The sequence below is a fragment of the Nocardioides salarius genome (genome assembly GCF_016907435.1).
Classification (GTDB): domain Bacteria; phylum Actinomycetota; class Actinomycetes; order Propionibacteriales; family Nocardioidaceae; genus Nocardioides; species Nocardioides salarius.
In genome coordinates, this window is the sequence record NZ_JAFBBZ010000001.1 from 3,733,448 (window position 1) to 3,758,845 (window position 25,398).

Below are 25,398 nucleotides of genomic sequence, written 5' to 3' on the forward strand. Positions count from 1 at the left end.
GCGGGTGAACGGGGCCGGTCAGGCCTGGTGCACGTAGGAGTCGAGCTGGTCGCGCTCGAAGGTGAGCTGGTCGATCTTGTGCTTGACCACGTCGCCGATGCTCACGATGCCCACCAGGGCGCCGGCCTGGCGCACCGGCACGTGCCGGATGCGGCGCTGCGTCATCAGCTGCATCACCGCGTCGAGGTCGGTGTCGGGCTCGGCGCACTCGACCACCGGCGTCATGATCGCGCCGACGGTGTTGTTGACGACCGTGCCGTCCTGGGCCAGGCGGCGCACGACGTCGCGCTCGCTGACGATGCCCTCGATCGCGCTGCCGTCGGAGCTGACGACGACAGCGCCGATGTTGTGCTCGGCGAGCAGCGCCACGAGCTCGCGCACGCCGGCCTCCGGGGAGATGGTCACGACGCCCTCGCCGTGCTTGTCGCTCAACAGGTCCGCGATCCTCATGTGCCTGCACCTCCGTGACCGGGGTCGCCGACGTCGGCGGCCGCTACCTCGACGGTACAAGTGTGAGCGCGCTCACGCACGGGACCCGCCCAGGTCGTGGACGGGGCGGCGCTACTCGCTGCCGCGGCGCCCCCGCAGCGGGGAGACCGAGCCCGGGCCGCTGCGCGGCCAGTCGGGGTCCTCGCCGCCGTCGTGGTCGTCGGGCAGCGAGCCGAGGAAGGTCAGTGCCGCCTCGTGCAGGTGGGAGTTGGTGGCCAGGGCGTTGCCGCCGAACGGGCCGTCGGTGCCGTCGAGGCTGGTGAAGCGGCCCCCGGCCTCGCGCACGATCACGTCGAGGGCCGCCATGTCGTAGACCTCGAGCTCGGGCTCGGCGGCGATGTCGACAGCGCCCTCGGCCACCAGCATGTAGGACCAGAAGTCGCCGTAGGCGCGGGTGCGCCAGCAGCGGCGCATCAGCCCGACCATGTCGTCGAGGCGCCCGCGCTCGTCCCAGCCCGACAGCGAGGAGTAGGACAGCGAGGCGTCCTCGAGGCGGCGCACGTCGGAGACCTGCATGCGGGTTGCCTTGAGCAGCGAGCGGCCGGTCCACGCGCCGTTGCCGGACGAGGCCCACCAGCGCCGCTGCAGCTGCGGCGCGGAGACGACGCCGAGCACCACCTCGTCCTCGACGACCAGCGAGATCAGGGTCGCCCACACCGGGACGCCGCGCACGAAGTTCTTGGTGCCGTCGATCGGGTCGACGATCCAGCGGCGCTGGCTGTTGCCGGTGGTGCCCTGCTCCTCCCCGGTCACGGCGTCGCGCGAGCGCACCCGCGACAGGGTGCGCCGGATCGCCTCCTCGACCGCCTGGTCGGCGTCGGTGACCGGCGTGAGGTCGGGCTTGCTCATCACGTGCAGGTCGAGCGCCTTGAAGCGCGCGGTGCTCAGCGAGTCGGCGTCGTCGGCCAGCAGGTGGGCCAGGCGCAGGTCGTCGGTGTAGTCGTGCGCAGGGGTCGCGTCGGAGGGCACGGGCACAGGCTAGTGGTCGGAGGCCGAGCGGGCGGCCAGCAGCCGCCGGAAGGACGTCACCCGGTCGGGGTCGGCCTCGCCGGCGGTGACCGCCTCGTCGAGCCCGCACTCGGGCTCGTCCTCGCCGTGGGTGCAGCCGCGCGGGCAGCCCTCGGTCATCTCGTCGAGGTCGGGGAAGGCCTCGATGAGGTGCTCGGGCTCGACGTGGGCCAGGCCGAAGGAGCGGATGCCGGGCGTGTCGACGATCCAGCCCGCCTCGGCCTCGGAGCGTCCCGGGAGCGGGGGCAGCCGCAGCATGTACGCCGAGGTCGAGGTGTGCCGGCCGCGGCCGGTGACCGCGTTGACGTGGCCGACCTCGCGGTGCGCGTCGGGCACCAGGGCGTTGACCAGGGTCGACTTGCCCACGCCGCTGTGCCCGACCATCACGCTGACCTGCCCGGCCAGCCGCTCGCGCAGCTCGTCGAGGTCGCCGCCGCGCCGGGTCACCACCCAGGGCACCCCCAACGAGCGGTAGGTGGACAGCAGCACCTCGGGGTCGGCGAGGTCCGACTTGGTCATGCACAGCAGCGGCGCCATCCGGGCGTCGTACGCCGCCACGAGGGCGCGGTCGAGCAGCCGCGGGCGCGGCTCGGGGTCGGCCAGCGCGGTGACCACGACCAGCTGGGTGGCGTTGGAGACGATCACCCGCTCGACCGGGTCGTCGTCGTCGGCGGTGCGCCGCAGGACCGTGCTGCGCTCGTGCACCTCGACGATGCGGGCCAGGGAGCCGTCGTCGCCGGTCGTGTCGCCCACCACGCGCACCCGGTCGCCGACCACGACGGCCTTGCGCCCCAGCGGGCGGGCCTTCATCGCGGTGACGGTGCGCTCCTCGACCAGCAGCGTGTAGCGCCCGCGGTCGACGGTGACGACCAGGCCGTCGAGGGCGTCGTCGTAGGTGGGTCGCTCCTTGGTGCGGGGGCGGGTGCGCCGGCGCGGTCGCTCGTAGTGCTCCTGGTCGTGGGTCGAGTAGCGACCGCGCACCGGGCTCACCGCCGCCTCAGCCCCGCTCGTCCGCGGCCGGGCCCAGCAGCCGGGACCAGAAGCCGGCGAAGTCGGGGAAGGTCTTGCCGGTGGTGGCGACGTCCTCGACCAGGACGCCGTCGACGCCCGCGCCGACGATCACCGCGGCGTGCGCCATCCGGTGGTCGGCGTAGGTGTGGAAGAGCCCGCCGTGCAGCGGCGCGGGGCGCAGGCTCAGCCCGTCGGGGTGCTCGACCACGTCGGCGCCCAGGGCCCCCAGCTCGGTGGCCAGCGCGGCGATCCGGTCGGTCTCGTGGTGCCGGATGTGCGCGATGCCGCGCAGGTGGCTGGGGCCCTCGGCCAGCGCGCACAGCGCGGTCACCGCCGGCGCCAGCTCGCCCACGTCGTGCAGGTCGTGGTCGATGCCCTGCAGCCGGTCGGGACCGGTGACCCGCAGGCCGCGCCCCGACGTCGCGTCGGGCACGTCGACCATCGCGACCTCGCAGCCCATGAGCGACAGGATCTCGCGCAGCGCGTCACCGGCCTGGGTGGTGCTGGCGGGCCAGTCGCGCACCGTCACGGTGCCGCCGGTGGTCGCGGCCAGCGCGAGGAACGGCGCCGCGTTGGAGAGGTCGGGCTCGATGAGGTGGTCGACGGCGCGCACCGGGCCGGGGGCCACCGACCAGCGGTTGGGCGAGGAGTCGTCGACCTCGACGCCGTGCCTGCGCAGCATCGCGGTGGTCATGTCGATGTGCGGCTGCGAGGGCACCGGCTTGCCGTCGTGGCGCACGTCGACGCCGCGGTCGTAGCGGGCCCCGGCCAGCAGCAGCGCCGAGACGAACTGCGAGGAGGCCGAGGCGTCGAGCACGACCGTGCCGCCGCGCACCGACCCGTGCCCGCGCACCGTGAACGGCAGGGCGCCGCGTCCGGCGTCGTCGACCTCGACGCCCAGGCCGCGCAGGGCGGTGAGGACCTCGCCGACAGGGCGGTTGCGCATGTGGGGGTCGCCGTCGAAGGAGACCTCACCCTCGGCCAGGGCGGCGACCGGCGGCACGAAGCGCATCACGGTGCCGGCCAGGCCGCAGTCGACGTGGGCGGGGCCGCGCAGCGCCCCGGGGGTGACCTGCCAGTCCTCGGCGGCGGTGTCGACGTGGGCGCCCATCGCGCTCAGCGAGCGCGCCATCAGCGTCGTGTCGCGCGAGCGCAGCGCCCGGCGTACGACGCTCGGGCCGTCGGCCAGGGCGGCCAGCACCAGCGCCCGGTTGGTCAGCGACTTGCTGCCGGGCAGCGAGACGGTCGCCGTGACCGGCCCCCTCGACCGTGGCGCGGGCCAGTGCTCGGAGGGGGCGGAGCGGGGGTCGGCAGCAGCGTCGGGCACCCGCGCAGACTACCGACCCCGGCTCGGGTCCCGGTGCTCAGCCGATCGGGGACTTGGCGCGGGCCAGCCGCGCCTCGTGCTTCGCCGCGCTCGCCAGGTGCGTGGCCTCGCGGCGCGCGTCCTTGCCGGCCCGCCGGGCACGCCAGGCCACCCCGGGGCGCCCGTCGGTGTCGCCGGAGGTGATCAGCAGGCCGCCGATGATGGAGAGGTTCTTGAAGAAGGCCATCTGCTGGGTCCGCTTGGCGTCGGGGTCGGACTCGGCCCAGAAGGCGTGCCCGGCGATCGTGGTCGGCACCAGCGAGGCGGTCAGCAGCCCCGCCGAGAGGCGCGGCGCGCGCCCGGTCGCCAGCGCGAGGCTGGCCGCGATCTGCACGCCGGCGTTGATGCGCACCAGCGTGGCCGGGTCGTCGGGGATGACGCGGGCCTGCGGCACGGCCTTCTTGGCGGCCGGGACCACCTTGTCGGTCACCGCCGCGGCCTTGGGGGCCAGGTCGTCGGTGTGGCGCAGGGCGTTCTGGGCGCCGTAGAGGATCCCGGCGGCGATCAGGGGACGGGCGAACATGCGGCTCAAGGACATGCGCCCCTGTCTACACGAACCGCCCGGCGCTGAGGTCGCCTCCCGGGGTGAGGGCGCGACTAGGGTGGAGGCCATGTGCGGCAGGTACGCCTCGAGCCGTCGGCCCGAGGACCTCATCGAGGAGTTCGAGATCGACCAGCCGCGCATCGCGGCCCCGCTGGAGCCCGACTACAACGTCGCGCCCACCAAGGAGGTCTACGCCGTCGTGCAGCGACCCCCTCGCGGTGCCGACGGGACCGACGGTGCCGACCCCGAGCCGGAGCGCCAGCTGCGCGTGCTGCGCTGGGGACTGGTGCCCTCCTGGGCCAAGGACCCCTCGATCGGCAACCGGATGATCAACGCGCGCAGCGAGACCGTGGCCGAGAAGCCGGCCTTCAAGCGGGCCTTCGCCCGGCGCCGCTGCCTGCTGCCCGCCGACGGCTACTACGAGTGGTACCCCACCTCGCAGACCACCGCGGCCGGCCGGCCGCGCAAGCAGCCGTTCTTCATCCGGCCCGCCGACGGCGGGGTGCTCGCGATGGCGGGCCTCTACGAGATCTGGCGCGACCCCACCCGCGACGACGACGACCCCGAGCGGTTCCGCTGGACCTGCACCGTGATCACCACCGAGGCCGAGGACGCGCTGGGTCGCATCCACGACCGGATGCCGATGATGGTCGAGCGCGAGCGGTGGGCGCAGTGGCTCGACCCGACCAGGGCCCCGGGCGCCGCCGACCTCTCGGCGCTGCTCAGCCCCGCCGCCCCGGGGCGGCTCGAGGCCTACCCGGTCGCACCGCTGGTCAGCAACGTGCGCAACAACGGTCCCGAGCTGGTCACGCCGCTGCCGCTCGACGACCTGCCCGACGGGGTCGCCGACGAGCTCGCCGACGACCTCGTGGCCGCGCCGTCCGGAGGGACGCCATGAGCGGCGACGAGCCCACCTGCACCGTCGAGACCCCCCACGGCCCCGGCCGCCTGGTCGTCACCCCGGCCGCCGACGAGGGCTGCCGCCTGCTGCTCAGCCACGGGGCCGGGGTCGGCATCGACACCCGCGACCTCGAGGCCCTCACCGCCGCGCTGCCGCCCAACGGCATCACCGTGGCGCGCTTCGAGCAGCCGTGGCGCGTCGCCGGGCGCAAGGTCGCCTCGCCGCCGCCCACCCTCGACGACGGACTGCGGGCGGCGGCCGCGGCGCTGGCGTCGCTGCACCCGACGGGTACGCCGCTCGTGGTCGGCGGCCGCTCCGCCGGGGCCCGCTCGGCGACCCGGTGCGCGCGCGACCTCGGCGCGGTCGGCTGCCTGGCGCTGGCCTTCCCGCTGCACCCGCCGGGCAGGCCCGAGCGCTCGCGGCTCGACGAGCTCACCGGGTGCGGCGTACCCACGCTGGTCGTGCAGGGCGAGCGCGACACGATGGGCCGCCCCGAGGAGTTCCCCGACGAGCTGCCCGCCGACGTGGTGCTCTCGGTCGTGCCCGGCGCCGACCACGGCTTCGCGGTGCTCAAGCGTGGCGACCTGACGCAGGAGGAGGCGCTCGCGGTGCTCGTCGAGACGACCCTGGAGTGGCTGGTGCGCGACGTGGTCGGCAGCAGCCCCGGCTCCCGCTCCTGAGGCGTCTCCCGGGTGCCGGGAACATCCGGGCGGCCTCGCTGGTTCCCCCAGCGTGATGGCCCTGCTGGAACCGACCGCACCGCGGCTAGGCTGGGACTCGATGAGCGACACCACCGAGTCCCCGGCCCCCGCGCCCGCGGACCTGACCCCTGACGACGCCTCGACGACCCCCGAGGTCGTCGACCGCGACACGGAGACCGACGCCGAGCGCTCCTCGCGCTTCGAGCGCGACGCCCTGCCCTTCCTCGACCAGCTCTACTCGGCGGCGATGCGGATGACCCGCAACCCCGCCGACGCCGAGGACCTGGTGCAGGAGACCTTCGCGAAGGCCTACTCCTCCTTCCACCAGTTCAAGCCCGGCACGAACCTGAAGGCCTGGCTGTACCGGATCCTGACCAACACCTTCATCAACACCTATCGCAAGAAGCAGCGCCAGCCGCAGCAGTCGATGGGTGAGGACGTGGAGGACTGGCAGCTGCACCGTGCCGAGTCGCACACCTCCTCGGGGCTGAAGTCCGCCGAGACCGAGGCGCTCGAGCACCTGCCCGACTCGCAGGTCAAGGACGCCCTCCAGCGCCTGCCCGAGGAGTTCCGCCTCGCGGTCTACCTCGCCGACGTGGAGGGCTTCGCCTACAAGGAGATCGCCGAGATCATGGACACCCCCATCGGCACGGTGATGTCGCGGCTGCACCGCGGCCGTCGCCAGCTGCGCGACATGCTCTCCGACCACGTGCGCCGCAACGACCTGCTGCCCGCCTCGACGGTGCCGGGGGAGGTGTCATGACCAGCAACGAGACCCCGTCCCACGAGGACCGGCCCCACGACCACGAGCACCCCGACGAGGTGTCGGCCGAGGAGTGCGTCGACTTCCTCGAGCGCATCGTCTACTTCCTCGACAACGAGCTCGACGCCTCCGACTGCGACGCCGTGCGTCTGCACCTCGACTCCTGCAACCCGTGCCTGGCGAAGTACGACCTGCAGCGCACCGTCAAGCAGATCGTCGCCCGCTCCTGCTCGGAGGCGGCTCCCGCCGAGCTGCGCGAGCGCGTGATGATGCGCATGCGTCAGGTGCAGGTGGAGATCACCGAGCGCTGACCCGCCGCGCGCGAGCACTGACCCGCCGCGCGCGAGCGCTGAGGAACGTGCCCCAAATGGGCTAGACGCCTTTTACCTTGGCGTCGCCAATATGGGGCACTACCCCCTTGACTTTACTTTGGCTCTCTGCTCGGCCCCCTAGCGTCACGCACCTGGACACCGGTGCAAAGGGGATCTGATGGCGTCACGTCGTGCGGCACGTGCCTCGGACAGGGGAGCGGCAGCAGTCGAGTTCGGCCTGGTCGCGCTCGTGCTGTTCACGCTGGTCTTCGGGATCCTCCAGTTCGGCTTCTGGTTCTGGTCCTGGCAGGCAGCCGGCCACGCCGCCCGCGAGGCGGCCCGGGTCGGCGCGGTCGACCCCTGCGACACGGCCGCGGTCCAGGCCGCCGGGGCCAAGGCCCTGGAAGGCGTCCCGACCGGCACCGGCGCGACGGTGACCGCGACCAGGGCCGCCGGCGCAGGCGTCGGTGACGAGATCACGGTCCAGGTCACCTTCGAGAGCTACGACCTCGGGTTCTTCCCGTTCTTCGACGCCGCCATCGACAAGTCGGCGACCTCGCGGATCGAGAACGTGCCGGCGGGCGGGTGCGGGTCATGAGCGCCCGCCGGGCCGGGGCGGCGCGCGACGACCGCGGCGCCGTCGCGATCCTCTTCGCCGTGCTCGCCGTGGTCCTGCTGGGGGTCGGCGCGCTCGCGGTGGACCTCGGCCAGGCCTACGCCAAGAAGTCGCTGCTCCAGACCGACGTCGACATCGCCGTGATGGCCGCCGTCGCCGAGCTCGACCAGGAGGCCGGCTGCAACGCCGAGGTCGTCAGCGCCGCCGAGGACTACCTGACCCGCGCCGGCAACGCCGTGCCCGGCCAGTACCCCATCGACCTGGGCGGCGGCCCCGGTGACCAGGACGGCTTCATCCGGTGCCCGGGTGACTGGAAGGTGGAGCTGTGGGCTCCCCGCTCGGAGGTGCCGCTCGGCCTGGGGCGCGTGCTGTCCGACGACGACAGCTTCGACGTCGCGGCGCGGGCCGCGGCCCAGGTGAGGTCTCCCGCCGCCGGCGCCGTGCTGCCGTACTTCGGGGTGCAGGGCTGTGACTACGGAGCCCAGACGATCCGCGACGACAGCGGGCCCAGCGCCACCACGGCCCCGGTCCCGGCGCTCGACCCCGACTCGGGCTCCCACAACAAGGCCGAGTTCACCACCACCCCGACCTCGGCGCCCGAGGGAACCTCGTCGATGGCGGTGACGCTGTCCGGCAAGTTCCTCGACAAGGCCGACGGGGTCGGGTTCACCGGCGCCGGCGGCCCGCCGTACCACCACGTGGTGACGGCGCTGGGCATCACCAACGGCAAACCCGACACGATCACGCTGCAGGTGCCCTCGGCCGTGCTCGACGTGCCCGACGTCTGGTACGTCCGGGTGCTCGAGGCGGGGAAGTGGTCGGAGCCGCACGAGGCCCAGCGGTTCACCGTCGGCGAGGAGAAGCTCTACTGCGACACCTCGCTGGAGGGGAACTTCGGCACGATCGACGTGCCGCGCGCCGACTCGACGTCGCACGTGCTGGAGCGCAACATCATCCTGGGTGTCGAGCCGGCCCTGGCCCTCCACCCCAGCCCGGCGGGCGAGTGCAGCGGCAAGCCCGGCAGCGTCGAGTCGAAGAGCGCGCCGGTCGACGGCACCAACTGCCTGGCGAGCGAGCCGGGCCTGAAGATCTCGGCGACCAACGCCGGGCTGGTCTCGGGCAAGGGCTCACTGCCCGGGCGGCTCGACGCGGCCTCGACGAACGGCTGCAGCCGCAGCGGCGACGACAGCCGCACCTCGGCGACGGTGCTCGGCAGGCACATCAACGACGACCTGCTGAGCTGCTACGTCGTGGGCGGCGCGCACCTCAGCGACCTCGTCGCCGGCAACGCGGTGGGTGCCGGCGCGCTCTCGGCCGACATCTTCGCCTCGCCGCGCTTCTTCTGGATCCCCATCGTCGACACCGACCCCTCCACCGGCAAGAAGTCCTGGCCGATCGTGGCCTTCCGTCCCGGCTTCATCACCGACCAGGCCCTGTCCGCCACGCGGGCGGCGCCGGGCTCCATCAGCGCACTCAACGGCCTCGTCACCGAGCCGTCCGGCATCCGGGAGGTGCGTGTCGTGCTGTTCAGCCAGGACGCGCTCCCTCCGACGGCACCGGCGGTCGGCGACGAGGTCGACTACACCGGCTCGGGCACCAAGGTCCTGGTCCTCGTCGAGTGACGACGCAGCCAGCGACCCCACCCATCCCGCACCACGATCGAAGGACACTCTCATGGCACGACGAAGCATCCTGTTCGGGACCGCCTTCCTGATCGCCGCGCTCGGCGCCACGATGGTCCTCCTCTACGTCCAGGGCATCGAGACCCGGGCGACGGCTGGCCAGGACCGGGTCGAGGTCCTCGTCGCCACGGAGACCATCGAGGCCGGCGAGTCCGTGGCCGACGCGCAGGCGGCCGGCAAGCTCGCGAAGGACGAGGTGCTGCGCGACGACCTCGTCGACGGCGCCCTGGCCTCCTCCGCCTCCATCGAGGACGAGGTGGCGCTGGCGGCGACCTACCCCGGCCAGCAGGTCATCGGCCAGCAGTTCGGGGCTCCTGGGTCGGGAGAGACCCTGACGATCCCTGAGGACCGGCTGGCCATCAGCGTCGAGCTGACCGACCCGGCCAGGGTCGCCGGCTTCGTGGCCCCCGGGTCGAGGGTGGCGATCTTCGCCTCCGGGGACCCGGAGGTCTACAAGGCCGACGGCACCACCCAGAAGCTGGCCCCCTACACGCGGCTGCTGCTGCCCGAGGTGGAGGTGATCGGCGTCGGGGCGACCTCGATGGCGGCACTGACCACCACGACCGACGAGGGCGAGCAGACGACCGAGCAGATCCCCCGGACCATCCTCACCATCGCGGTCGACCAGGAGCAGGCCGAGCGGGTCATCTACGCCTCCCGCAACGGCGACCTCGCCTTCGCGCTGCGCACCGAGAAGTCCGAGGTGAGCAGCAACCGGGGCGTCACCGCACGCGACATCATGCCGGAGATCTTCGCCGGGAGCGCGTCGTGACCGCCCTGGTCGAGCAGGACACCGCCCTGGTGGACCTGTGGCACGAGGCGCTCGGTGCCGCCGCCACCGCACTCGGCACGCTCGAGGAGCTCGACCGGCACCTCGCCGCACACCCGCACGAGCAGGTCGTGGTGCTGGGGACCTCGGTCGCGCTGTCCGAGGCCACGGGCTTCGCCGAGCAGCAGCGGCTGCTGCGGCCGTGGCTGGCCGTGGTGCTCGTCCACGACGGCATCGACACCGCGGTGCTGACCCGGGCCCTCGGTGCGGGCGTCCGCGCCGTGGTCGACGCCGCCGACGTCGACGGGCTGGTCGGGGCCGTCGCACGGGCCCGGGAGCTGGCCCGACGCTGCGCCGGTGTGGTGCAGGCGCCGCTCGCGCCGGGGGCCTACGAGGCCGGCCTGGTCGTCACCCTCTTCTCCGTCAAGGGCGGGGTCGGCAAGAGCCTGGTGGCCACCAACCTGGCGGCCGCGCTCGCCGACGAGGGCCGCACCGTGTGCCTGGTCGACCTCGACGTCACCTGCGGCGACGTGGCCATCCTGCTGGGGCTCACCCCGGCCCACACGTTGGCCGACCTGGCCCGCCTCGACGGCGAGATCGACCCCAGCGGGGTCGGCTCGCTGCTGACGAAGCACTCCGAGCGGCTGTCGGTGCTGGCCGCACCGATCCACCTCGGTGAACGGGTACCCGTGGAGCCGATCGGTGACGTGCTGGGCACGCTGGCCGAGATGTTCGACGTCGTGGTGGTCGACACCGGCGGCACGTTCGACGACGCCGCGCTGCAGGCGCTCGACCACTGCGACCTGCTGCTGCTCGTCGGCACGCCCGACGTCCCCTCCCTCAAGAGCCTCAAGCTGGCCACCGGGACCCTCGACCTGCTCGACCTGCCACGCGAACGCTGGCGGCTGGTGCTGAACCGCACCGATTCCAGGGCCGGGCTGGCGGCCTCGGAGTTCGAGTCCACCCTGGGCCTGCCGGTGCTGGTCGACGTGCCGGCCCACCGGGCCGTGCTCTCCTGCGTCAACCGCGCCGAGACCATCGTGCGCTCGCACCCCGGCCACGCGGTCGCCAAGGCGCTGCGCTCCCTGGCCGCCGCGACGGGCGCCGAGGCCGATGCGCGCCGTGGCTCCGCCGCACCGACCACCTCGCACCGCGTCGCTCCGCGGCGCCTGCGCCGCACGAAGAAGGTGGGCTGACATGTCTCTCGCAGATCGTCTCCAGCTCGTCCGCGACCGGGACACGTCCCCCTCGCGCGGCGCCCCGGTCGAGCGGGCCGGAGACCGGCCGGCGCCGCGGGCCGCCGCCCCGCGACCGCGTGTGGGTCGCGATCCCTTCGCCGACCTCAAGCGGATCGTGCACGCCGAGCTGGTGCGCAGCCTGGGCCCCAAGCTGTACGACGCCGACACCACCCAGAGCGAGCTCGAGCAGCAGGTGCGGGCGGCCCTGCAGGTGGCGGTGGCCGCCACCGACCGCCCGATGTCGGGCACCGACCGCACCCGCCTGACCCAGGAGATCGCCGACGACATCCTCGGCTACGGGCCGCTCGAGCCCTTCCTGAGCGACCCGGCGCTGACCGAGGTCATGGTCAACGGCCCGGAGGACATCTGGGTCGAGCGTGACGGGCACCTGACGCCGGTCGACGCGACCTTCGCCGACGAGGCGCACCTGCGTCGCACCATCGACAAGATCGTCGGCAAGGTCGGTCGCCGCGTCGACGAGGCCAGCCCGATGGTCGACGCCCGGCTGCCCGACGGCAGCCGCGTCAACGCCGTCATCCCGCCACTGGCCCTCGACGGCTCCAAGATCACCATCCGCAAGTTCGCCCCCGACCCCTACACGGTCGACGACCTGGTCGCCTTCGGCACGCTCTCCGCCGAGGCCGCGACCCTGCTCGAGGCCTGCGTGCGTGGGCGGCTCAACGTGCTGGTCTCGGGCGGCACCGGTGCCGGCAAGACGACGACGCTCAACGTGCTGTCGTCCTTCATCCCGCACGACGAGCGGATCGTGACCATCGAGGACGCGGCCGAGCTGCGGCTGCACCAGGACCACGTGGTGCGCCTCGAGTCCCGTCCCGCCAACATCGAGGGCAGGGGGGCGGTGACGATCCGCGACCTGGTGCGCAACTCGCTGCGGATGCGGCCCGACCGCATCGTCGTCGGCGAGATCCGCGACGCGGCCGCCCTCGACATGCTGCAGGCGATGAACACCGGCCATGACGGGTCGCTGTCGACCGTGCATGCCAACGGACCGCGAGACGCGCTGTCCCGGGTCGAGACGATGGTGATGATGGCCGGGCTGGAGCTGCCGGTGCGCGCCATCCGCGAGCAGGTCGCCAGCGCCGTCGACGTCGTCATCCAGCAGTCGCGTCTGAAGGACGGGTCGCGACGCCTTACCTCCGTCACCGAGGTCGCGGGCATGGAGGGCGACGTGATCACCCTGCAGGAGGTCTTCCGCTTCGACCACTCGGCCGGCTGGGACGCCGAGGGCCGGGCTCTCGGACGGCTCCGCTCGACGGGGCTGCGGCCGCGGTTCCTCGAGCGGCTGGGCGAGCGCAACGTGCAGGTCGACCCGATGCTCTTCGCCGGGGCGGTGCACTCATGAGGGTCGTGGACGTGCGACCGGTGCTGGTGGTGCTGGCCGGCGCGCTGGTGTGGGCCGTGGCCCCGCCCGCGCCGGTGCAGGCGGGCCCCACACCGGGCGACGACGTCGAGATCGAGCTGGTGCAGGCCGCCGACGACGCGACGGTGTCGGTGCTCCTCGGCGTGGGCGCCGACGTGGCCCCCGAGTCGGTCGAGCAGCTGGCGCTGCAGGTGGACGGACGTGTCGTGGAGGCCGTGGTCGAGCCGGTGGTCGCGGGCGCCGTGGAACGGACCACGGTGCTGGCCCTCGACGTCAGCAGGAGCATGCGCGGTGCTCCCGTCGCTGCGGCCCGCGAGGCGGCGCTGCTCTTCCTCGAGACCGTGCCGGACGACGTCCGGGTCGGTCTGGTGACCTTCGCCGGCTCGGTCCGCCAGCCGGTCGCCCCCACGACCGACCGTGACGCCGTCGCCGAGGCGCTGGCACAGATCGCCCTGGGCGCGGGCACCCGTCTCCACGACGGCGTCGCCCGCGCGGCGCTCGCCACGGGCTCGGGGGGCGCGCGCTCGGTGCTGCTGCTCTCCGACGGGCGCGACCGCGGGAGCAGGCTCGACGTGACCCGGGCGGCCGCAGCCGTCGCCGGCACTGCAGCGGGCATCGACGCGGTGGCGCTGGAGCAGCGCCCACGCGACCGTCGGCTCCTGGCCGAGCTCGTGCAGGAGGCCGGGGGCACGGTGGTCGACGCCGAAGACGAGAGCGCGTTGTCCGGGCTGTTCGCTGCCGAGGCCGACGCGCTGGAGCGCCAGGTGCTCCTCTCCTTCACCCGTCCCGCCGACGTCGGCGACGAGGTCACCCTCGCGGTGCTCGACCCCGCCTCTCCCGGTGCCCCTCTCGACTCGGCGCTCGTCTCGCTCGGCAGCGCCCCGGTCCCGCCGGCGGCGGTCCCGCCGGCCGCCACGACAGTGGGGCGCACCGCCTTCCTCCTCGGGCTCGCAGGCCTCGGCCTGGGGCTGCTCGTGGTCACCGCCGTCGCCCTGGGGGCCGCGCGCGGGCCGACCCGGGCGCAGTCCCAGCTGGCGGCGTACCTCGGCACCGCACCCTCCGAGTCCGCCGGCTCGGGGCTGAAGGCCTCGGCCGTCGGCCTCACCGACCGGCTGGTGCGCCCCGACCTCGAGCAGCGCGTGGCGCGCCGGCTCGCGGGCGCCGGCCTCGAGATCACGGTGGCCGAGTGGCTGCTGCTGCGGGCCGGGCTGGTCCTGGCCCCCGCCGCTCTCGGCCTCGCGCTCGGTGGCCCCGTGCTGCTGGTGCTCGGCCTCGCTGCCGGTGCGGTGCTGCCCGAGCTGTGGCTGCGCCGCAAGCACAGCAAGCGGCTCGCGGCGTTCGGCGCCCAGCTCGCAGAGACCCTGTCGCTGGTGGCGGGTGGCCTCTCCGCCGGACTCTCGGTCGCCCAGGCGATCGACACCGTGGTCCGGGAGGGCCAGGAGCCGATGGCAGGTGAGCTGCGCCGGGCACTCTCGGAGCACCGCCTGGGCGTCGGCATCGAGGAGGCCCTCGACTCGGTGGGCGAGCGGATGGGCAGCGACGACTTCGCCTGGGTGGTGATGGCCATCCGGATCCAGCGCGAGGTCGGCGGCAACCTGGCCGAGCTCCTGACCACCGTCTCCGAGACGCTGCGCGAGCGCGAGTTCCTGCGCCGCCAGGTGCGGACCCTGTCTGCCGAGGGACGGCTCTCCGCCTGGATCCTCGGCTGCCTGCCGGTCGGCATGTTCGTCTTCCTGCTCCTCACGCGCGGCGAGTTCGTGCGCCCGCTCTACACGACCGGGGTCGGCCTGGTGCTGCTGGCTCTCGCCGGCCTGCTGCTGGCCCTCGGCTCGTTCACGATGTCCCGCATGGTCAAGGTGGAGGTCTGAGATGTCCCCGATGCTGCTCCTTCTCGGCGGTGCCCTGATGCTCGTGGTGGCCGGCACCCTGGCGCTGTCCGTCGTCGGCGCCCTCAGTGTCGAGCGCGCCGCGGTGGGTCGCTCCGTGGCGCTCGTGCACGCGCTCGACGCGGCCCCGGACGCACTGCGCGGTGAGGTGCAGCGTCCTTTCAACGAGCGGGTGCTGGCGCCGCTGGGCGACCGGCTCGTCGGCATCGGGCGGCGGGTGGTGCGGGCCGGCACGGCCGAGCGCCTGCAGCGCCGGCTCGACGTGGCGGGCAACCCGGCGGGCTGGGACGTCTCCCGGCTCATCGGCACCAAGGTGCTGGGCGCCGCCGTCCTCGCTCTGCTCGCGCTCGCCTGGGCCTGGTCGGGCGGTCGCTCCCCGCTCGCGGTGCTGCTCGTCGCCGCGTCGGCCGGCTCCTTCGGCTACGTGCTGCCCAACGTGCTGCTGCACAACGCCGGCCAGAAGCGGGAGGCGCTGATGCAGCGCGAGCTCCCCGACTCGATGGACCTGCTCACGATCTCGGTCGAGGCGGGCCTGGGCTTCGACGCGGCCGTGCACCGGGTGGCCCAGCAGACCACCGGCCCCCTCTCCCAGGAGCTGCAGCGGCTGATCCAGGAGATGCAGCTCGGCGTCGGTCGCACCGAGGCGATGCGGGCGATGGCCGAGCGGACGACGCTGCCCGACCTGCGCTCCTTCTGCCTGGCCATGGTGCAGGCCGACCAGCTCGGCGTCCCCGTGGGCCGGGTGCTGCGGATCCAGAGCCGCGAGATGCGCGTGAAGCGCCGCCAGCGCGCCGAGGAGAAGGCGATGAAGGTCCCGGTGAAGATCACCGTGCCGCTCGTGCTCTTCATCCTGCCGTGCCTGTTCATCATCGTGCTCGGCCCCGCCGGCATGAGCATGGCGAAGATCTTCGCATGAGCGGGAGCGGTGGGCGGGTCGCGCGGGCGACGGCTCCCGAGACCGAGGCCCGGCGGCTGCGCGTCCTGGTGCGGGTCTGCGCCCTGGCCCTCGTGGTCGGCCAGCTGCTGACCGAGGGGGTGCTGCTGTCCTCGCTCGACGCCCTGGTGACGCTGGTCGCGCTGGCCGTCACCGTCAGCGTCCTCGACCGGTCGCCCCGCACCCTGGGCAGCTCCTGGCACGGCCCCCTCGACGGGGCCGTCACCTCGGTGGTGGTGCTCCTCGTGGGGCACGGTGCCGAGCCGCTGCTCGTCGTCGTGGGCGTCCCGGTCGTCCTGGCCGGGCTGCGCCGCGGCTCCCTGTCCGCCGTCCTCACCTGGGCCTGCGCCGTCACCGCCGGGGCAGCGGCGTACCTGGCGGTCCCCACCGGTGTGGCCGGGGCGGGGGAGCCCGGGCCCCTGGTCCTCTGGACCGTCGTCGGCCTGGGCGCCGGCCTGCTCGCCGCCGGCCGCACCCGGACGCGCCGTGCCGTGCTCGACTCGCGTGCGCCGCACGCAGCGGCCCACCAGCTGGTCGAACAGCTGCACGGTCTCGTGCACGAGCGCGGGCTCGACGTCGACGTCGACGTGCTTGCCCGCGAGCTGCAGGTCACCGCCCGCGACCTCGTGGGAGCCGACCGGTCCTCGCTGTGGGTCCTCGACGACCAGGGCACGCCGCGCCTGCTGTCCTCCTGCGGGCGGCTCGGCGAGAGCGACGAGGCGCAGGCCCGGCTGGCGGCCGGCTCTGCCCGTGCCCGGTCGGTCGACTCCCTGGTCTCGCTGCCGCTGAGCGCCGGCGAGGTCGTCTTCGGTGCGCTCGTGCTGGAGCGTGCGGACCGCGCCGCCCGCACGGACGCGGACGACGTCCGCGAGCAGCTCGGGTCGCTCGCGCTGCGCCTCGACACCGCGCTGCTGGCGGGCTCGATCCGCAGCGGTGCCACCCACGCCGAGCGGCAGCGCCTCGCGCGCGAGATGCACGACGGCCTGGCGCAGCGCACGTGGCCATCGGCTACCTCGCCGAGGAGCTGGTGGACCTGGCCGACTCGGCTGAGCTCGCCCGCACCGCTGGCGAGCTGCGCGACGAGGTCGCGCACCTGACCCGCGAGATGCGCTCCTGCGTCCTCGACCTCCACCACGACCTCGTGGGCGAGGCCGGCGTGGCCGACGCCATCGCTGGGTGCGTGCGCCGCATCGCCGCGCGCCGGGGGCTGCGGGTGCACGTGCTGCTGGAGGAGACCGGACCGCGCCTGGCGCCCGAGCTCGAGCTGCAGGTCCTGCGGATCGCGCAGGAGGCGGTCGCCAACGTCGACCGGCACGCGTGTGCCAGCACCCTGTGGCTGACGCTGCGCCGGCACGGCTGCTCGCTGCGGCTCGACGTCGAGGACGACGGCGTCGGGGGCGCCAAGCCTCGGCCCGGGCACCTCGGCCTGGAGTCGATGCGTCAGCGTGCCCGGCAGCTGGGCGGTGACCTCACCGTCGGCGAACGACCCGGGGGCGGCACCAGCGTCGTGCTGGTCACGCCGGGCGACCACCGCGAGACCATCAACAAGGGAGACGACCGTGCGTGTGCTGCTGATCGATGACCACGAGCTGATCAGGCAGGGCCTCTCGCGGGTCTTCGAGCGCTCCGGCGACGACGAGGTCGTGGGCCAGGCCGGCTCGGTGGCCGAGGGCCTGGCCATGGCGGCCGTGCTCACGCCCGACGTCGTGGTCACCGACCTCGAGCTGCCCGACGGCAGCGGCTTCGACGTCGTACGACGGCTGCGGGCCGCCAGCGACACGGTGGGGCTGGTCGTGCTCACGATGCACCGCGGTGACGAGGCGGTGCTGACGGCGCTGGAGGCCGGGGCGTCGGCGTTCCTGACGAAGGAGACGCGCGGGACCGACGTCGTCGCCGCCGCCCACCGGGCGGCACGCGCGCCGCGCGCCTTCGTGGCGCCCAGCCTCGCGGGCGCGCTGGCCCGCGGAGCGGCCGGGGCCGGTGTGCGGCTCACCCCGCGCGAGCAGCAGGTGCTGCGGCTGGTCGCCGAGGCCGAGGGCACAGCCGGCATCGCGCGCCGGCTCTACATGGGGGAGTCCACCGTGAAGACCCACCTCAACCGCATCTTCCGCAAGCTCGGGGTCTCGAACCGCACCCAGGCGCTGGCCCAGGCACACCGCCTGGGGCTGCTGCTGGACCACGCCCCGAGCCCCGGCTGACCTGTCCCTCCCGAGCCGCCCGAGCCGCGCCCACCTCTCCCGGGGCGCGGCTCGAGTGCGTCCGGGGGACGGCCACGCGCATGGCCCGAAATGACTACGTCGCCGGGTACCGGAGTTGGACTACCGGCCCCGCGGGCCGCGGGAGTCTGGAAGCACCACAGGGACCCCGGACGGGGGACCAGCACCCGGCACCGGACCCTCCGGAGCCCCTCATCCCCAGGAGAACCCCATGATCGAGAAGCTGCAGCTCATGACCCTCGTGCTCATCGGCGACCTCAAGGAGAAGCGCTCCGAGCGCGGCGCCACCGCCGTCGAGTACGGCCTGATGGTCAGCCTGATCGCCGTGGCGATCATCGTCGCCGTCCAGCTGATCGGCACCAACCTGACCGCCACCTTCAACGAGGTGGCCGGCAAGATCTAGTGCTGGGCGCTGCCTGCCGCAGGAACGACGAGACCCCGAGCCGATCCGGCTCGGGGTCTCGTCACGTGTGCGCTCAGGCGTTGGGGCGCTTCCCGTGGTTCGCGCCCTTCTTGCGACGAGCGCGGCGCTTGCGGCCGGTCTTGCCCATGGTGTTCTCCTCCGAATCGCGGTCGACCCGTGGCTGGGCCAAGGGTCAGTCTCTCAAATGACCGTCCCGGGCACGAATTCACCCCCGCCGGGCCGGCGCCAGTTCCTGGGGAACGGGGAGGTTCGGGCCGGGTCAGTGGGAAGTCTGGGCCGGGTCGGGGTGAAGTTCGGGCCGGGTCAGAGGCGGGCCAGGAACCGCTCGGCGTCGACAACCACGCGGGTCACCTCGCCCGAGGCCACGACCTTGCCGCCCGAGTCGCCGGTGTGCCGGGCGGCGACCGAGAAGCGGTGCAGCCGGCCGTCGACGTGGGTGAGGGTCGCGGTGACCTCGAGGGTGGCCCCGACCGGGCTGGCGCCGCGGTGCTCGAGCTCGACCCGGGTGCCGACGCTGGTCGAGCCGTCGGGCAGCGTGGCGTCGATCGCGGCGCAGGTGGCCGCCTCGCACCACGCCAGCAGGCGGGGGGTGCCCAGCACGGGCAGCGAGCCCGACCCGACCGCGATCGCGGTGTCGGCCTCGGTGACCTGGTGGCTGGTCGTGGCGTGCATCGGGTCGTTCACAGGTGCCTCCGGAAGCAGATCAGGTGGACGTCGGGGACCGGCTGCCAGTCCCGCTCGGGCAGCCGCTCGAAGCCGAGGCGGCCGTAGAGCCGGTGAGCGCCGGCCATCTCGCGCAGCGACGAGAGCACCACGGCCCCGGTGCCGCGCTCGCGCCAGCGCTGGAGCACGTGCTCGACCAGCGCCGCACCGACGCCCTGCCCCTGGGTGCCGGGCGCGACCGAGAGCATCCGGAACTCGCCCTCGCCGTCGGCGGCGACCTCGCGCCAGGGGGAGCCGGGCGGGCAGTCGGTCACGCTGCCCAGCACCTCGTCGGAGTCGTCGGGCGAGGCCACCCACAGCTCGGCCTCGCGAGCGCGCGCGGCGGCGTCGCGCAGCCGCGCGACGTACGGGTCGTCGGGCCCCTCCAGGAACGGCGCGTACGCCGCCGCCGTGACGTCGCCGACCACGACCAGCTGGTCGGGCCGGGCCAGGCGGATGCGCACGCTCAGATGCCGAAGGTGGCGCGCGGGTAGGCCGCGTCCACGTCGGTGATGATGTTGACCAGGTAGGGCACGCCCGAGGCGAAGGCCCGGTCGAGGGCGGGGCCGATCTGGCGCGGGTCGGTGACGCTCTCGCCGGCGCCGCCGAGGGCCTTGACCACCTCGTGGTAGGCCGTGCGCGGCGCCAGGTCGGCGGCCACGTCGTAGCCGTAGAGCATCTGCATCGGGCCCTTCTCCAGGCCCCACGCGGAGTTGTTGCCCATCACCATCACCACGGGCAGGCCGTGGCGCACCAGGGTGTCGACGTCCATCAGCGAGAAGCCCGCGGCGCCGTCGCCGAGCAGCAGCACCACCTGGGCGGAGGGCCGGGCGATGCGGGCGGCGATGGCGGCACCCAGGCCGGCGCCCAGGCAGCCGTAGGGGCCCGGGTCGAGCCAGCCGCCGGGCCGCTTGGGCTCCACGAACTTGCCGGCGAACGACACGAAGTCCCCGCCGTCGCCGATCACCACGGCGTCGTCTGCCAGGCGCGGCACCAGCTCGCCGTAGATGCGGGCGGGGTGGATCGGGTCGGCCTCGGCGCTGAGCAGCGCACGGTCGCGCTCGGTGGCGGCGCGCACGGTCTCCTGCAGGCTGCTCGCCCACGCGGCGTACGACGTCTGCCCGCGGCGCTCGAGCGCGCCGAGCAGGCCGTCGAGCACCGCGGTGAGGTCGCCGCAGACCGAGGCCGCGAGCTCGGCGTGGCCGGAGAGCTGGGCGGGGGAGTCGGCCACGTGCACGACCCGGGCCGCCGGGGCGCCGTCCTTGCCGCCGAAGACGCCGTAGCCCAGGCGGAAGTCGAGGGGGGTGCCGACGACGACGACCAGGTCGGCGCCGCCGAGCGCCTGGCCGCGGGCCTTGGTCACCAGCAGCGGGTGCCCGCCGGGCACCAGGCCGCGGCCCATCCCGTTGGTCAGGGTCGGGACCCCGGTGGCCTCGACGAGGCGCAGGGCGGCCTCCTCGGCGCGGTCGGCCCACACGTCGGTGCCCAGCACCAGCACCGGGCGCTCGGCGGCGGCCAGCAGCCCGGCGATGGTGTCGATCGCGTCGGTGTCGGGCTCGGCCCCGCGCTGCGGGCCGCCGGCGGGCACGACGCCGCTGGCGCTGTTGAAGAACTCGTCCATCGGCACGTCGACGAAGACCGGGCCGCGGTGCGAGGAGCCGGCGAGCGTGAAGGCCTCGTTCATCCCGTCCATCACCTCACCGGCGGTGGGCAGGGTGCGCGCCAGCTTCGAGACCGGCGCCAGGATCGGGGGCTGGTCGAGCTCCTGCAGGCTGCCGGATCCCCAACGGTTCTGCGGGGCGCGACCGCCGACGACGACCATGGGGGAGCCGTTGAACTGGGCCTGCGCGATCGCGCTGACGCCGTTGGTGACGCCCGGGCCGGCGGTCAGCACCGCGAGTCCCGGCACCCGGGTCAGCTTGCCGGTGGCCTCCGCGGCGAAGGCCGCGGTCTGCTCGTGGCGCACGTCGAGCAGCCGCATCGGCGGGTCGGCGGTGACGGCGGCGTCGTACATCGGGAAGACGTGGGCGCCGGAGAGGGTGAACATCGTCTCGACGCCGTGGGCGCGTGCCGCCGCCGTGGCCAGGACACCGGCGTGGCCGGTGAGCTCCTCGCCCGCGCGCGCGGAGGTGGTGGTGGCGGGCCGGTCGGCGCCCTGGTCGGTGGTCTGCTCACTCATGTGACGCAGGTTACCGAGGCGTGCTCAGCCCAGGAACGCGTGGTTGGTGCGACGCAGCGCGTCGACCACCACCAGCACCAGGTCGGCCCGCACGGCCGGCGGCCGGCTGGTCAGCGCGAGCTGCACGTAGAGCGCGCGCAGGAAGCCCTCGGCGTGGTTCCAGCGGGGGAAGGGATCGTGGCCGGCGGGCGCGGCCATCGCCTCGGTCGCGGCGCTCGCGACCCGGTTGACCCAGGGCTCGAGCACCGTCAGCGGCAGCAGGTCGCGGCGCAGCAGCTGCAGGGTCGCGATCGCGAGGCGGTCGAGCTCGCCGTGGTCGAACGGCGGCTGCCCCGGCAGCGGCTCGGCCAGCACCCGGTCGGCGACCACGTCGAGCAGCACCGTCAGCTCCGGCGCCCCCAGGTGCGGCGAGCCGCCCAGCGCGCCGATGGCGTCGGCGCCCCGCGCGACGGCGTGCGCCCAGCCCTTGCCCTCGACCAGGCTGCGCAGGTCCTGCTCGCGCAGCAGCCAGGTCGCCAGCCGGTCGCCCCAGTCGAGGATGGTCGGCTGGCCCACGAGACCGTGCGCGTTGGCGCGCTCGAGGCACCGGGCCAGCACCAGCGCCGAGCAGCTGCGACGGAAGACGTCGTCGGTGCCGGGCACCTCGACGCCGACCCGCAGGCCCTCGCTCATCCCGTCGCCCAGGCCGACCATCAGGTCGTCGTAGACGCCGCGCTCGATCCACGCGGTGAGGGTGAGCAGTGCGATCTCGTCCCGACGGCCTGGATCGGGGTCGCCGAGCATGCGCGTGAGCTCTGCTGTGAGGTCCCCGAGAGGACGGTCCTCGGGGACCGTCAGACCGTCGGCGAGCACCTGGTTCCAGTACGACGCCGACATGGCGCCCATCCTGCCAAACCCCGCCCCCCGGCGCACCTGCGGACCGGTCACCGGGGCGACCCGCCACGGTGCGGCACTACGCTGTCGGCGTGTCGTCGTTCGCCGAGCTCGTCCGTGCCCACACCGACCTCGACGACGACGACGTGGCCTGGCTCCAGCTGCTGCAGGCCGACTGGCAGATCATCGCCGACCTCTCCTTTGCCGACCTGGTGCTGTGGCTGCCCGACCGCACCGGCTCGGGGTTCTGGGCGGGTGGGCAGATGCGGCCCACGACCGCGCCGACGGCGTACGTCGACGACGTGCTGGGCGACTTCGCGGCCACGGGCTCGCGCCCCCTGCTGGACCGCGCCCACGCCGAGGGTCGGCTGGTGCGCGAGGGCGACCCCGAGTGGCGCGACGACGTGCCGGTGCGGGTGGAGACGATCCCGGTGCGCCGGCGCGGCCGGGTGATCGCGGTGGTGGCGCGCAACACCAACCTGCTGGGCGTGCGCACCCCCAGCCGTCTCGAGCTGGCCTACCTGCAGTCGGCCGCCGACCTGACCCGGATGATCGCCCAGGGCCACTTCCCGCCCCCGGGCCAGCGCAGCGACCACGCCGACTCGCCACGGGTGGGCGACGGGTTCGTGCGGGTCGACCCGTCCGGGCGCGTGGTCTACGCCAGTCCCAACGCCCAGTCGGTCTTCCGGCGGCTCGGGCTCTCGGGCGACCTGGCCGGGCACGTGCTGCCCGACCTGACCCGCTCGCTGGTCCCGCCGCGCCGCCGCGTCGACGAGGAGACCCTGAGCGCGGTGATGGGCGGGCGCGTGCACCGCGACACCGAGCTGAGCGGCGACGGTGTCGCCCTCATCGCCCGGTCGATCCCGCTGCGCTCCGACCGCGAGCACCTCGGCGCGCTGGTGCTGGTGCGCGACGTCACCGACCTGCGCCGCCGCGACCGTGAGCTGATCACCAAGGACGCCACGATCCGCGAGATCCACCACCGGGTGAAGAACAACCTCCAGACCGTCGCCGCGCTGCTGCGCCTCCAGGCGCGCCGGATCGGCTCGCCCGAGGCTCGCGAGGCGCTCGAGGAGGCCGTGCGCCGGGTCGGGTCGATCGCGATCGTGCACGAGACGCTGAGCCAGGCCGTCGAGGAGGACGTCGACTTCGACGAGATCGCCGACCGGCTCGGGCAGATGGTCACCGAGGTCAGCGCCGCCCCCGGGCGGGTGCGGGTGCGGCGCGAGGGCGCGTTCGGCCGGTTGCCCTCGGAGTCGGCGACCGCGCTGTCGATGGTGCTGACCGAGGTGCTGCAGAACGCCGTGGAGCACGGCTACGACGCCGGGGTCGACGACGCGCGCGAGGGCACGGTCACCGTGCGCGTGCAGCGCCCGGGGTCGAGCCTGCACCTGACCGTCGACGACGACGGCCACGGGCTGCCCGCCGACTTCGACCTGGCCGGCTCGACCAGCCTGGGCCTCTCGATCGTGCGCACGCTGGTGGAGTCCGAGCTCGGCGGCCACCTGGCGCTGGGCCAGGTGCCGCACGGGCCCGGCACCCGCGTCGACATCGACCTGCCGCTGGACTAGTGCCGCCTCCGGATCCGAGCCCGCCGCCGACCCAGCCGCCGACCCAGCCGGCGACTCAGGCGGTGCGCACCCGGGCGCGGGCGTTGCGGCGCTTGAGCGCGCGGCGCTCGTCCTCGCTCAGCCCACCCCACACGCCGTGGTCCTGGCCGGCCTCGAGGGCCCACTGCAGGCAGAGCTCGCGCACGTCGCAGCGTCGGCAGACCTGCTTGGCCTCCTCGATCTGGAGGATGGCCGGGCCGGTGTTGCCGATGGGGAAGAACAGCTCAGGGTCCTCGTCGAGGCAGGCCGAACGGTGGCGCCAATCCATGGCTGGGGTGTCCCTCTTTCTGTACGACGTGCAGGCCAGGGGCGGCAGGGCCTGCGAGGCTGCGACGTTGGGCACGCGAAGGTGCACGCGACGACGACGAGCGCAGCGACCAGCGTCCCAACGATTGGACCGTTAAACAACCCCCAACGCCGCAAGGAGTCGGGTCTCCTACGTCACAGCGACCACAATTTGCCAAGTGGGCGGGCGATGAGGCCTCGGCGGGGCACTCTACGCTCGTCGTCGTGGACCCCGAGACGAGCCCCGACCGCCACCGTGCCCCGGCGCCCCTGCTGGTCGCCGCCTCCATCGGCGCGGTGCAGGGACTGGTGCTGCTGCTGCTCGCCGCGGCCGAGCTGGCCAGCCTGTCGAGCGAGCGGCTGGCGCTGGGCACGACCACCTCCGCCTTCTTCGCGCTCTTCGGGCTGCTGCTCCTCGTGTGTGCCGGCGCGCTGACCCGTCTGGCCTCCTGGTCCCGTGGCCCCCTGCTGCTCGCACAGCTCATCGGGCTGGGCCTGGCCTTCAGCTTCCGCGGCGCCTGGGCTGTCGTGGTGGTGCTGGCCGTGAGCAGCGGGGTGGCCATCGCGGGGCTGGTGCACCCCGAGTCGATGCGCGCCCTCGGCGACGAGCCGGCCCCTCGCGAGTAGCCCGAGCGTCAGTCCGGGGTCTCGAGCGAGGCGCGCAGCTGGTCGAGGGTGCGGCTGAGCAGCCGCGAGACGTGCATCTGCGAGACGCCGATCTCCTCGGCGATCTGCGACTGGGTCTGGTTCTTGAAGAAGCGCAGCAGCAGGATCCGCTTCTCCCGGGGCTCGAGCCGGTCGAGCAGCGGCTTGAGGGACTCGCGGATCTCGACGTGCTCGAGACCCTCGTCGTCGGCGCCGAGGGCGTCGAGCATCGAGGAGGTGCCGTCGTCGGAGTCGTCGGTGGCGTCGAGGGAGAGGGTGGAGTAGGCGTTGGAGGACTCGATGCCCTCGATGATCTCCTCGACGCTGCAGCCGACCCGTTCGGCCAGCTCGCCGGCGGTGGGGGAGCGGCCCAGCGACTGGGTCAGCTCGGCGGTGGCGCTGCCGATCTGCATCCGCAGCTCCTGCAGCCGCCGCGGCACCCGGATCGCCCAGCCCTTGTCGCGGAAGTAGCGCTTGATCTCGCCGATGATGGTGGGGGTGGCGTAGGTGGAGAACTCCACGCCCCGCTCGGGGTCGAAGCGGTCGACCGACTTGATCAGCCCGATGGTCCCCACCTGCACCAGGTCCTCGAAGGGCTCGCCACGGTTGCGGAAGCGCCGTGCGCAGTGCTCGACCAGCGGCAGGTGCAGGTGCACCAGCGAGTCGCGCGCACCCTCGCGCACCGCGTCGGCGGCGCCGTCCTCGTGCATCTGGGTGAAGAGCTCGGCGCTGCGCCGCCTGGTCTGCTCGATGCCCAGGCGGCGCCGGGTCGCGTCGTCGTCCTCCGGAGGGTCCGGGGGCGCCTCGCCGGGCAGGAGGGTCGGGACTGCGACCGGAGGGTCCGGCGGGAGGGAGGCGGGCACC

29 protein-coding genes are annotated in these 25,398 nt (G+C 74.0%); 17 read left to right on the forward strand and 12 right to left on the reverse strand.

The features are described 5' to 3' along the window. Window positions 1–18 precede the first annotated feature (18 nt). The 5 genes from JOE61_RS17920 to JOE61_RS17940 form a co-directional block, all read right to left on the reverse strand. On the reverse strand, window positions 19–450 hold the full coding sequence (locus tag JOE61_RS17920) for a CBS domain-containing protein (protein WP_193667568.1): 432 nt from the start codon (window positions 448–450) through the stop codon (window positions 19–21). Window positions 451–561: 111 nt separating this feature from the next. Next, window positions 562–1,458: an inositol monophosphatase family protein gene (locus JOE61_RS17925; RefSeq protein WP_193667567.1), complete on the reverse strand. Its 897-nt coding sequence runs from the start codon at window positions 1,456–1,458 to the stop codon at window positions 562–564. Between the two features lie 9 nt (window positions 1,459–1,467). Beyond that, window positions 1,468–2,487: a ribosome small subunit-dependent GTPase A gene (rsgA, locus tag JOE61_RS17930; protein ID WP_193667566.1), complete on the reverse strand. Its 1,020-nt coding sequence runs from the start codon at window positions 2,485–2,487 to the stop codon at window positions 1,468–1,470. 7 nt (window positions 2,488–2,494) lie between these two features. Beyond that, a complete protein-coding gene (aroA, locus tag JOE61_RS17935) occupies window positions 2,495–3,835 on the reverse strand; it encodes a 3-phosphoshikimate 1-carboxyvinyltransferase (RefSeq protein WP_193667565.1) in 1,341 nt (446 codons plus the stop codon). Window positions 3,836–3,872: 37 nt separating this feature from the next. Continuing rightward, on the reverse strand, window positions 3,873–4,412 hold the full coding sequence (locus JOE61_RS17940; RefSeq protein WP_193667564.1) for a DoxX family protein: 540 nt from the start codon (window positions 4,410–4,412) through the stop codon (window positions 3,873–3,875). A gap of 73 nt (window positions 4,413–4,485) precedes the next feature. On the opposite strand from JOE61_RS17940, the gene JOE61_RS17945 reads away from it, so the two are divergent. From JOE61_RS17945 to JOE61_RS18015, 15 genes are all read left to right on the forward strand, one after another. Beyond that, entirely contained in the window at window positions 4,486–5,316 is an 831-nt protein-coding gene (locus JOE61_RS17945) for an SOS response-associated peptidase (protein WP_193667563.1), read from the forward strand. Beyond that, complete coding sequence (locus tag JOE61_RS17950) at window positions 5,313–5,999, forward strand: alpha/beta hydrolase family protein (RefSeq protein WP_193667562.1); 687 nt, start codon at window positions 5,313–5,315, stop codon at window positions 5,997–5,999. Before JOE61_RS17945 ends, JOE61_RS17950 begins: the two co-directional genes overlap by 4 nt. Window positions 6,000–6,099: 100 nt before the next feature. Further along, the gene (locus JOE61_RS17955; RefSeq protein WP_227491277.1) at window positions 6,100–6,783 is read left to right on the forward strand and encodes a sigma-70 family RNA polymerase sigma factor; all 684 of its coding nucleotides are present in this window, start codon (window positions 6,100–6,102) and stop codon (window positions 6,781–6,783) included. Further along, complete coding sequence (gene rsrA / locus JOE61_RS17960) at window positions 6,780–7,094, forward strand: mycothiol system anti-sigma-R factor (RefSeq protein WP_193667561.1); 315 nt, start codon at window positions 6,780–6,782, stop codon at window positions 7,092–7,094. Before JOE61_RS17955 ends, rsrA begins: the two co-directional genes overlap by 4 nt. A 178-nt stretch (window positions 7,095–7,272) precedes the next feature. Then, a complete protein-coding gene (locus tag JOE61_RS17965; protein ID WP_193667560.1) occupies window positions 7,273–7,692 on the forward strand; it encodes a TadE family protein in 420 nt (139 codons plus the stop codon). Then, a complete protein-coding gene (locus JOE61_RS17970; protein ID WP_193667559.1) occupies window positions 7,689–9,332 on the forward strand; it encodes a TadE/TadG family type IV pilus assembly protein in 1,644 nt (547 codons plus the stop codon). The genes JOE61_RS17965 and JOE61_RS17970 overlap by 4 nt, the downstream gene beginning before the upstream one ends. A 52-nt stretch (window positions 9,333–9,384) precedes the next feature. Then, on the forward strand, window positions 9,385–10,164 hold the full coding sequence (cpaB, locus tag JOE61_RS17975; protein ID WP_193667558.1) for a Flp pilus assembly protein CpaB: 780 nt from the start codon (window positions 9,385–9,387) through the stop codon (window positions 10,162–10,164). Continuing rightward, window positions 10,161–11,357: a CpaE/TadZ family protein gene (locus tag JOE61_RS17980; RefSeq protein ID WP_193667557.1), complete on the forward strand. Its 1,197-nt coding sequence runs from the start codon at window positions 10,161–10,163 to the stop codon at window positions 11,355–11,357. Before cpaB ends, JOE61_RS17980 begins: the two co-directional genes overlap by 4 nt. 1 nt (window position 11,358) lies before the next feature. Further along, a complete protein-coding gene (locus JOE61_RS17985; protein WP_193667556.1) occupies window positions 11,359–12,762 on the forward strand; it encodes a TadA family conjugal transfer-associated ATPase in 1,404 nt (467 codons plus the stop codon). Then, window positions 12,759–14,648 carry a type II secretion system F family protein gene (locus JOE61_RS17990; RefSeq protein ID WP_193667555.1) on the forward strand — a complete coding sequence of 630 codons (1,890 nt, stop codon included), beginning with the start codon at window positions 12,759–12,761 and terminating at the stop codon, window positions 14,646–14,648. The genes JOE61_RS17985 and JOE61_RS17990 overlap by 4 nt, the downstream gene beginning before the upstream one ends. Before the next feature lie 10 nt (window positions 14,649–14,658). Then, on the forward strand, window positions 14,659–15,582 hold the full coding sequence (locus JOE61_RS17995) for a type II secretion system F family protein (RefSeq protein ID WP_193667554.1): 924 nt from the start codon (window positions 14,659–14,661) through the stop codon (window positions 15,580–15,582). Continuing rightward, complete coding sequence (locus tag JOE61_RS18000) at window positions 15,579–16,697, forward strand: hypothetical protein (protein WP_193667553.1); 1,119 nt, start codon at window positions 15,579–15,581, stop codon at window positions 16,695–16,697. The genes JOE61_RS17995 and JOE61_RS18000 overlap by 4 nt, the downstream gene beginning before the upstream one ends. After that, window positions 16,628–17,182, forward strand: coding sequence for a sensor histidine kinase (locus tag JOE61_RS18005; protein WP_193667552.1), 555 nt, complete (start codon window positions 16,628–16,630; stop codon window positions 17,180–17,182). Before JOE61_RS18000 ends, JOE61_RS18005 begins: the two co-directional genes overlap by 70 nt. Then, complete coding sequence (locus JOE61_RS18010; RefSeq protein WP_204797302.1) at window positions 17,160–17,798, forward strand: response regulator transcription factor; 639 nt, start codon at window positions 17,160–17,162, stop codon at window positions 17,796–17,798. Before JOE61_RS18005 ends, JOE61_RS18010 begins: the two co-directional genes overlap by 23 nt. Window positions 17,799–18,027: 229 nt before the next feature. After that, complete coding sequence (locus JOE61_RS18015) at window positions 18,028–18,219, forward strand: Flp family type IVb pilin (RefSeq protein WP_204797303.1); 192 nt, start codon at window positions 18,028–18,030, stop codon at window positions 18,217–18,219. 73 nt (window positions 18,220–18,292) lie between these two features. On the opposite strand, the gene JOE61_RS22745 is transcribed toward JOE61_RS18015, so the two are convergent. The 5 genes from JOE61_RS22745 to JOE61_RS18035 form a co-directional block, all read right to left on the reverse strand. Further along, window positions 18,293–18,367 carry a 50S ribosomal protein bL37 gene (locus JOE61_RS22745; protein WP_369797015.1) on the reverse strand — a complete coding sequence of 25 codons (75 nt, stop codon included), beginning with the start codon at window positions 18,365–18,367 and terminating at the stop codon, window positions 18,293–18,295. Between the two features lie 176 nt (window positions 18,368–18,543). After that, entirely contained in the window at window positions 18,544–18,912 is a 369-nt protein-coding gene (locus tag JOE61_RS18020; RefSeq protein ID WP_193667550.1) for a thioesterase family protein, read from the reverse strand. Window positions 18,913–18,920: 8 nt separating this feature from the next. Further along, window positions 18,921–19,406, reverse strand: coding sequence for a GNAT family N-acetyltransferase (locus JOE61_RS18025; protein ID WP_307823086.1), 486 nt, complete (start codon window positions 19,404–19,406; stop codon window positions 18,921–18,923). Between the two features lie 2 nt (window positions 19,407–19,408). Then, entirely contained in the window at window positions 19,409–21,121 is a 1,713-nt protein-coding gene (locus JOE61_RS18030) for an acetolactate synthase (protein WP_193667549.1), read from the reverse strand. A gap of 24 nt (window positions 21,122–21,145) precedes the next feature. After that, window positions 21,146–21,997: a DUF2785 domain-containing protein gene (locus tag JOE61_RS18035; RefSeq protein WP_193667548.1), complete on the reverse strand. Its 852-nt coding sequence runs from the start codon at window positions 21,995–21,997 to the stop codon at window positions 21,146–21,148. Between the two features lie 89 nt (window positions 21,998–22,086). On the opposite strand from JOE61_RS18035, the gene JOE61_RS18040 reads away from it, so the two are divergent. Continuing rightward, window positions 22,087–23,565, forward strand: coding sequence for a sensor histidine kinase (locus tag JOE61_RS18040; RefSeq protein WP_193667547.1), 1,479 nt, complete (start codon window positions 22,087–22,089; stop codon window positions 23,563–23,565). Between the two features lie 55 nt (window positions 23,566–23,620). On the opposite strand, the gene JOE61_RS18045 is transcribed toward JOE61_RS18040, so the two are convergent. Further along, window positions 23,621–23,872 (reverse strand): WhiB family transcriptional regulator, encoded by a 252-nt coding sequence (locus JOE61_RS18045; protein WP_068113543.1) that lies wholly within the window; start codon window positions 23,870–23,872, stop codon window positions 23,621–23,623. Between the two features lie 242 nt (window positions 23,873–24,114). On the opposite strand from JOE61_RS18045, the gene JOE61_RS18050 reads away from it, so the two are divergent. Continuing rightward, window positions 24,115–24,516 (forward strand): hypothetical protein, encoded by a 402-nt coding sequence (locus JOE61_RS18050; RefSeq protein WP_193667546.1) that lies wholly within the window; start codon window positions 24,115–24,117, stop codon window positions 24,514–24,516. An 8-nt stretch (window positions 24,517–24,524) separates the two neighbouring features. On the opposite strand, the gene JOE61_RS18055 is transcribed toward JOE61_RS18050, so the two are convergent. Then, window positions 24,525–25,397 (reverse strand): RNA polymerase sigma factor SigF, encoded by an 873-nt coding sequence (locus JOE61_RS18055; protein WP_307823087.1) that lies wholly within the window; start codon window positions 25,395–25,397, stop codon window positions 24,525–24,527. Between the last annotated feature and the right edge of the window lies 1 nt (window position 25,398).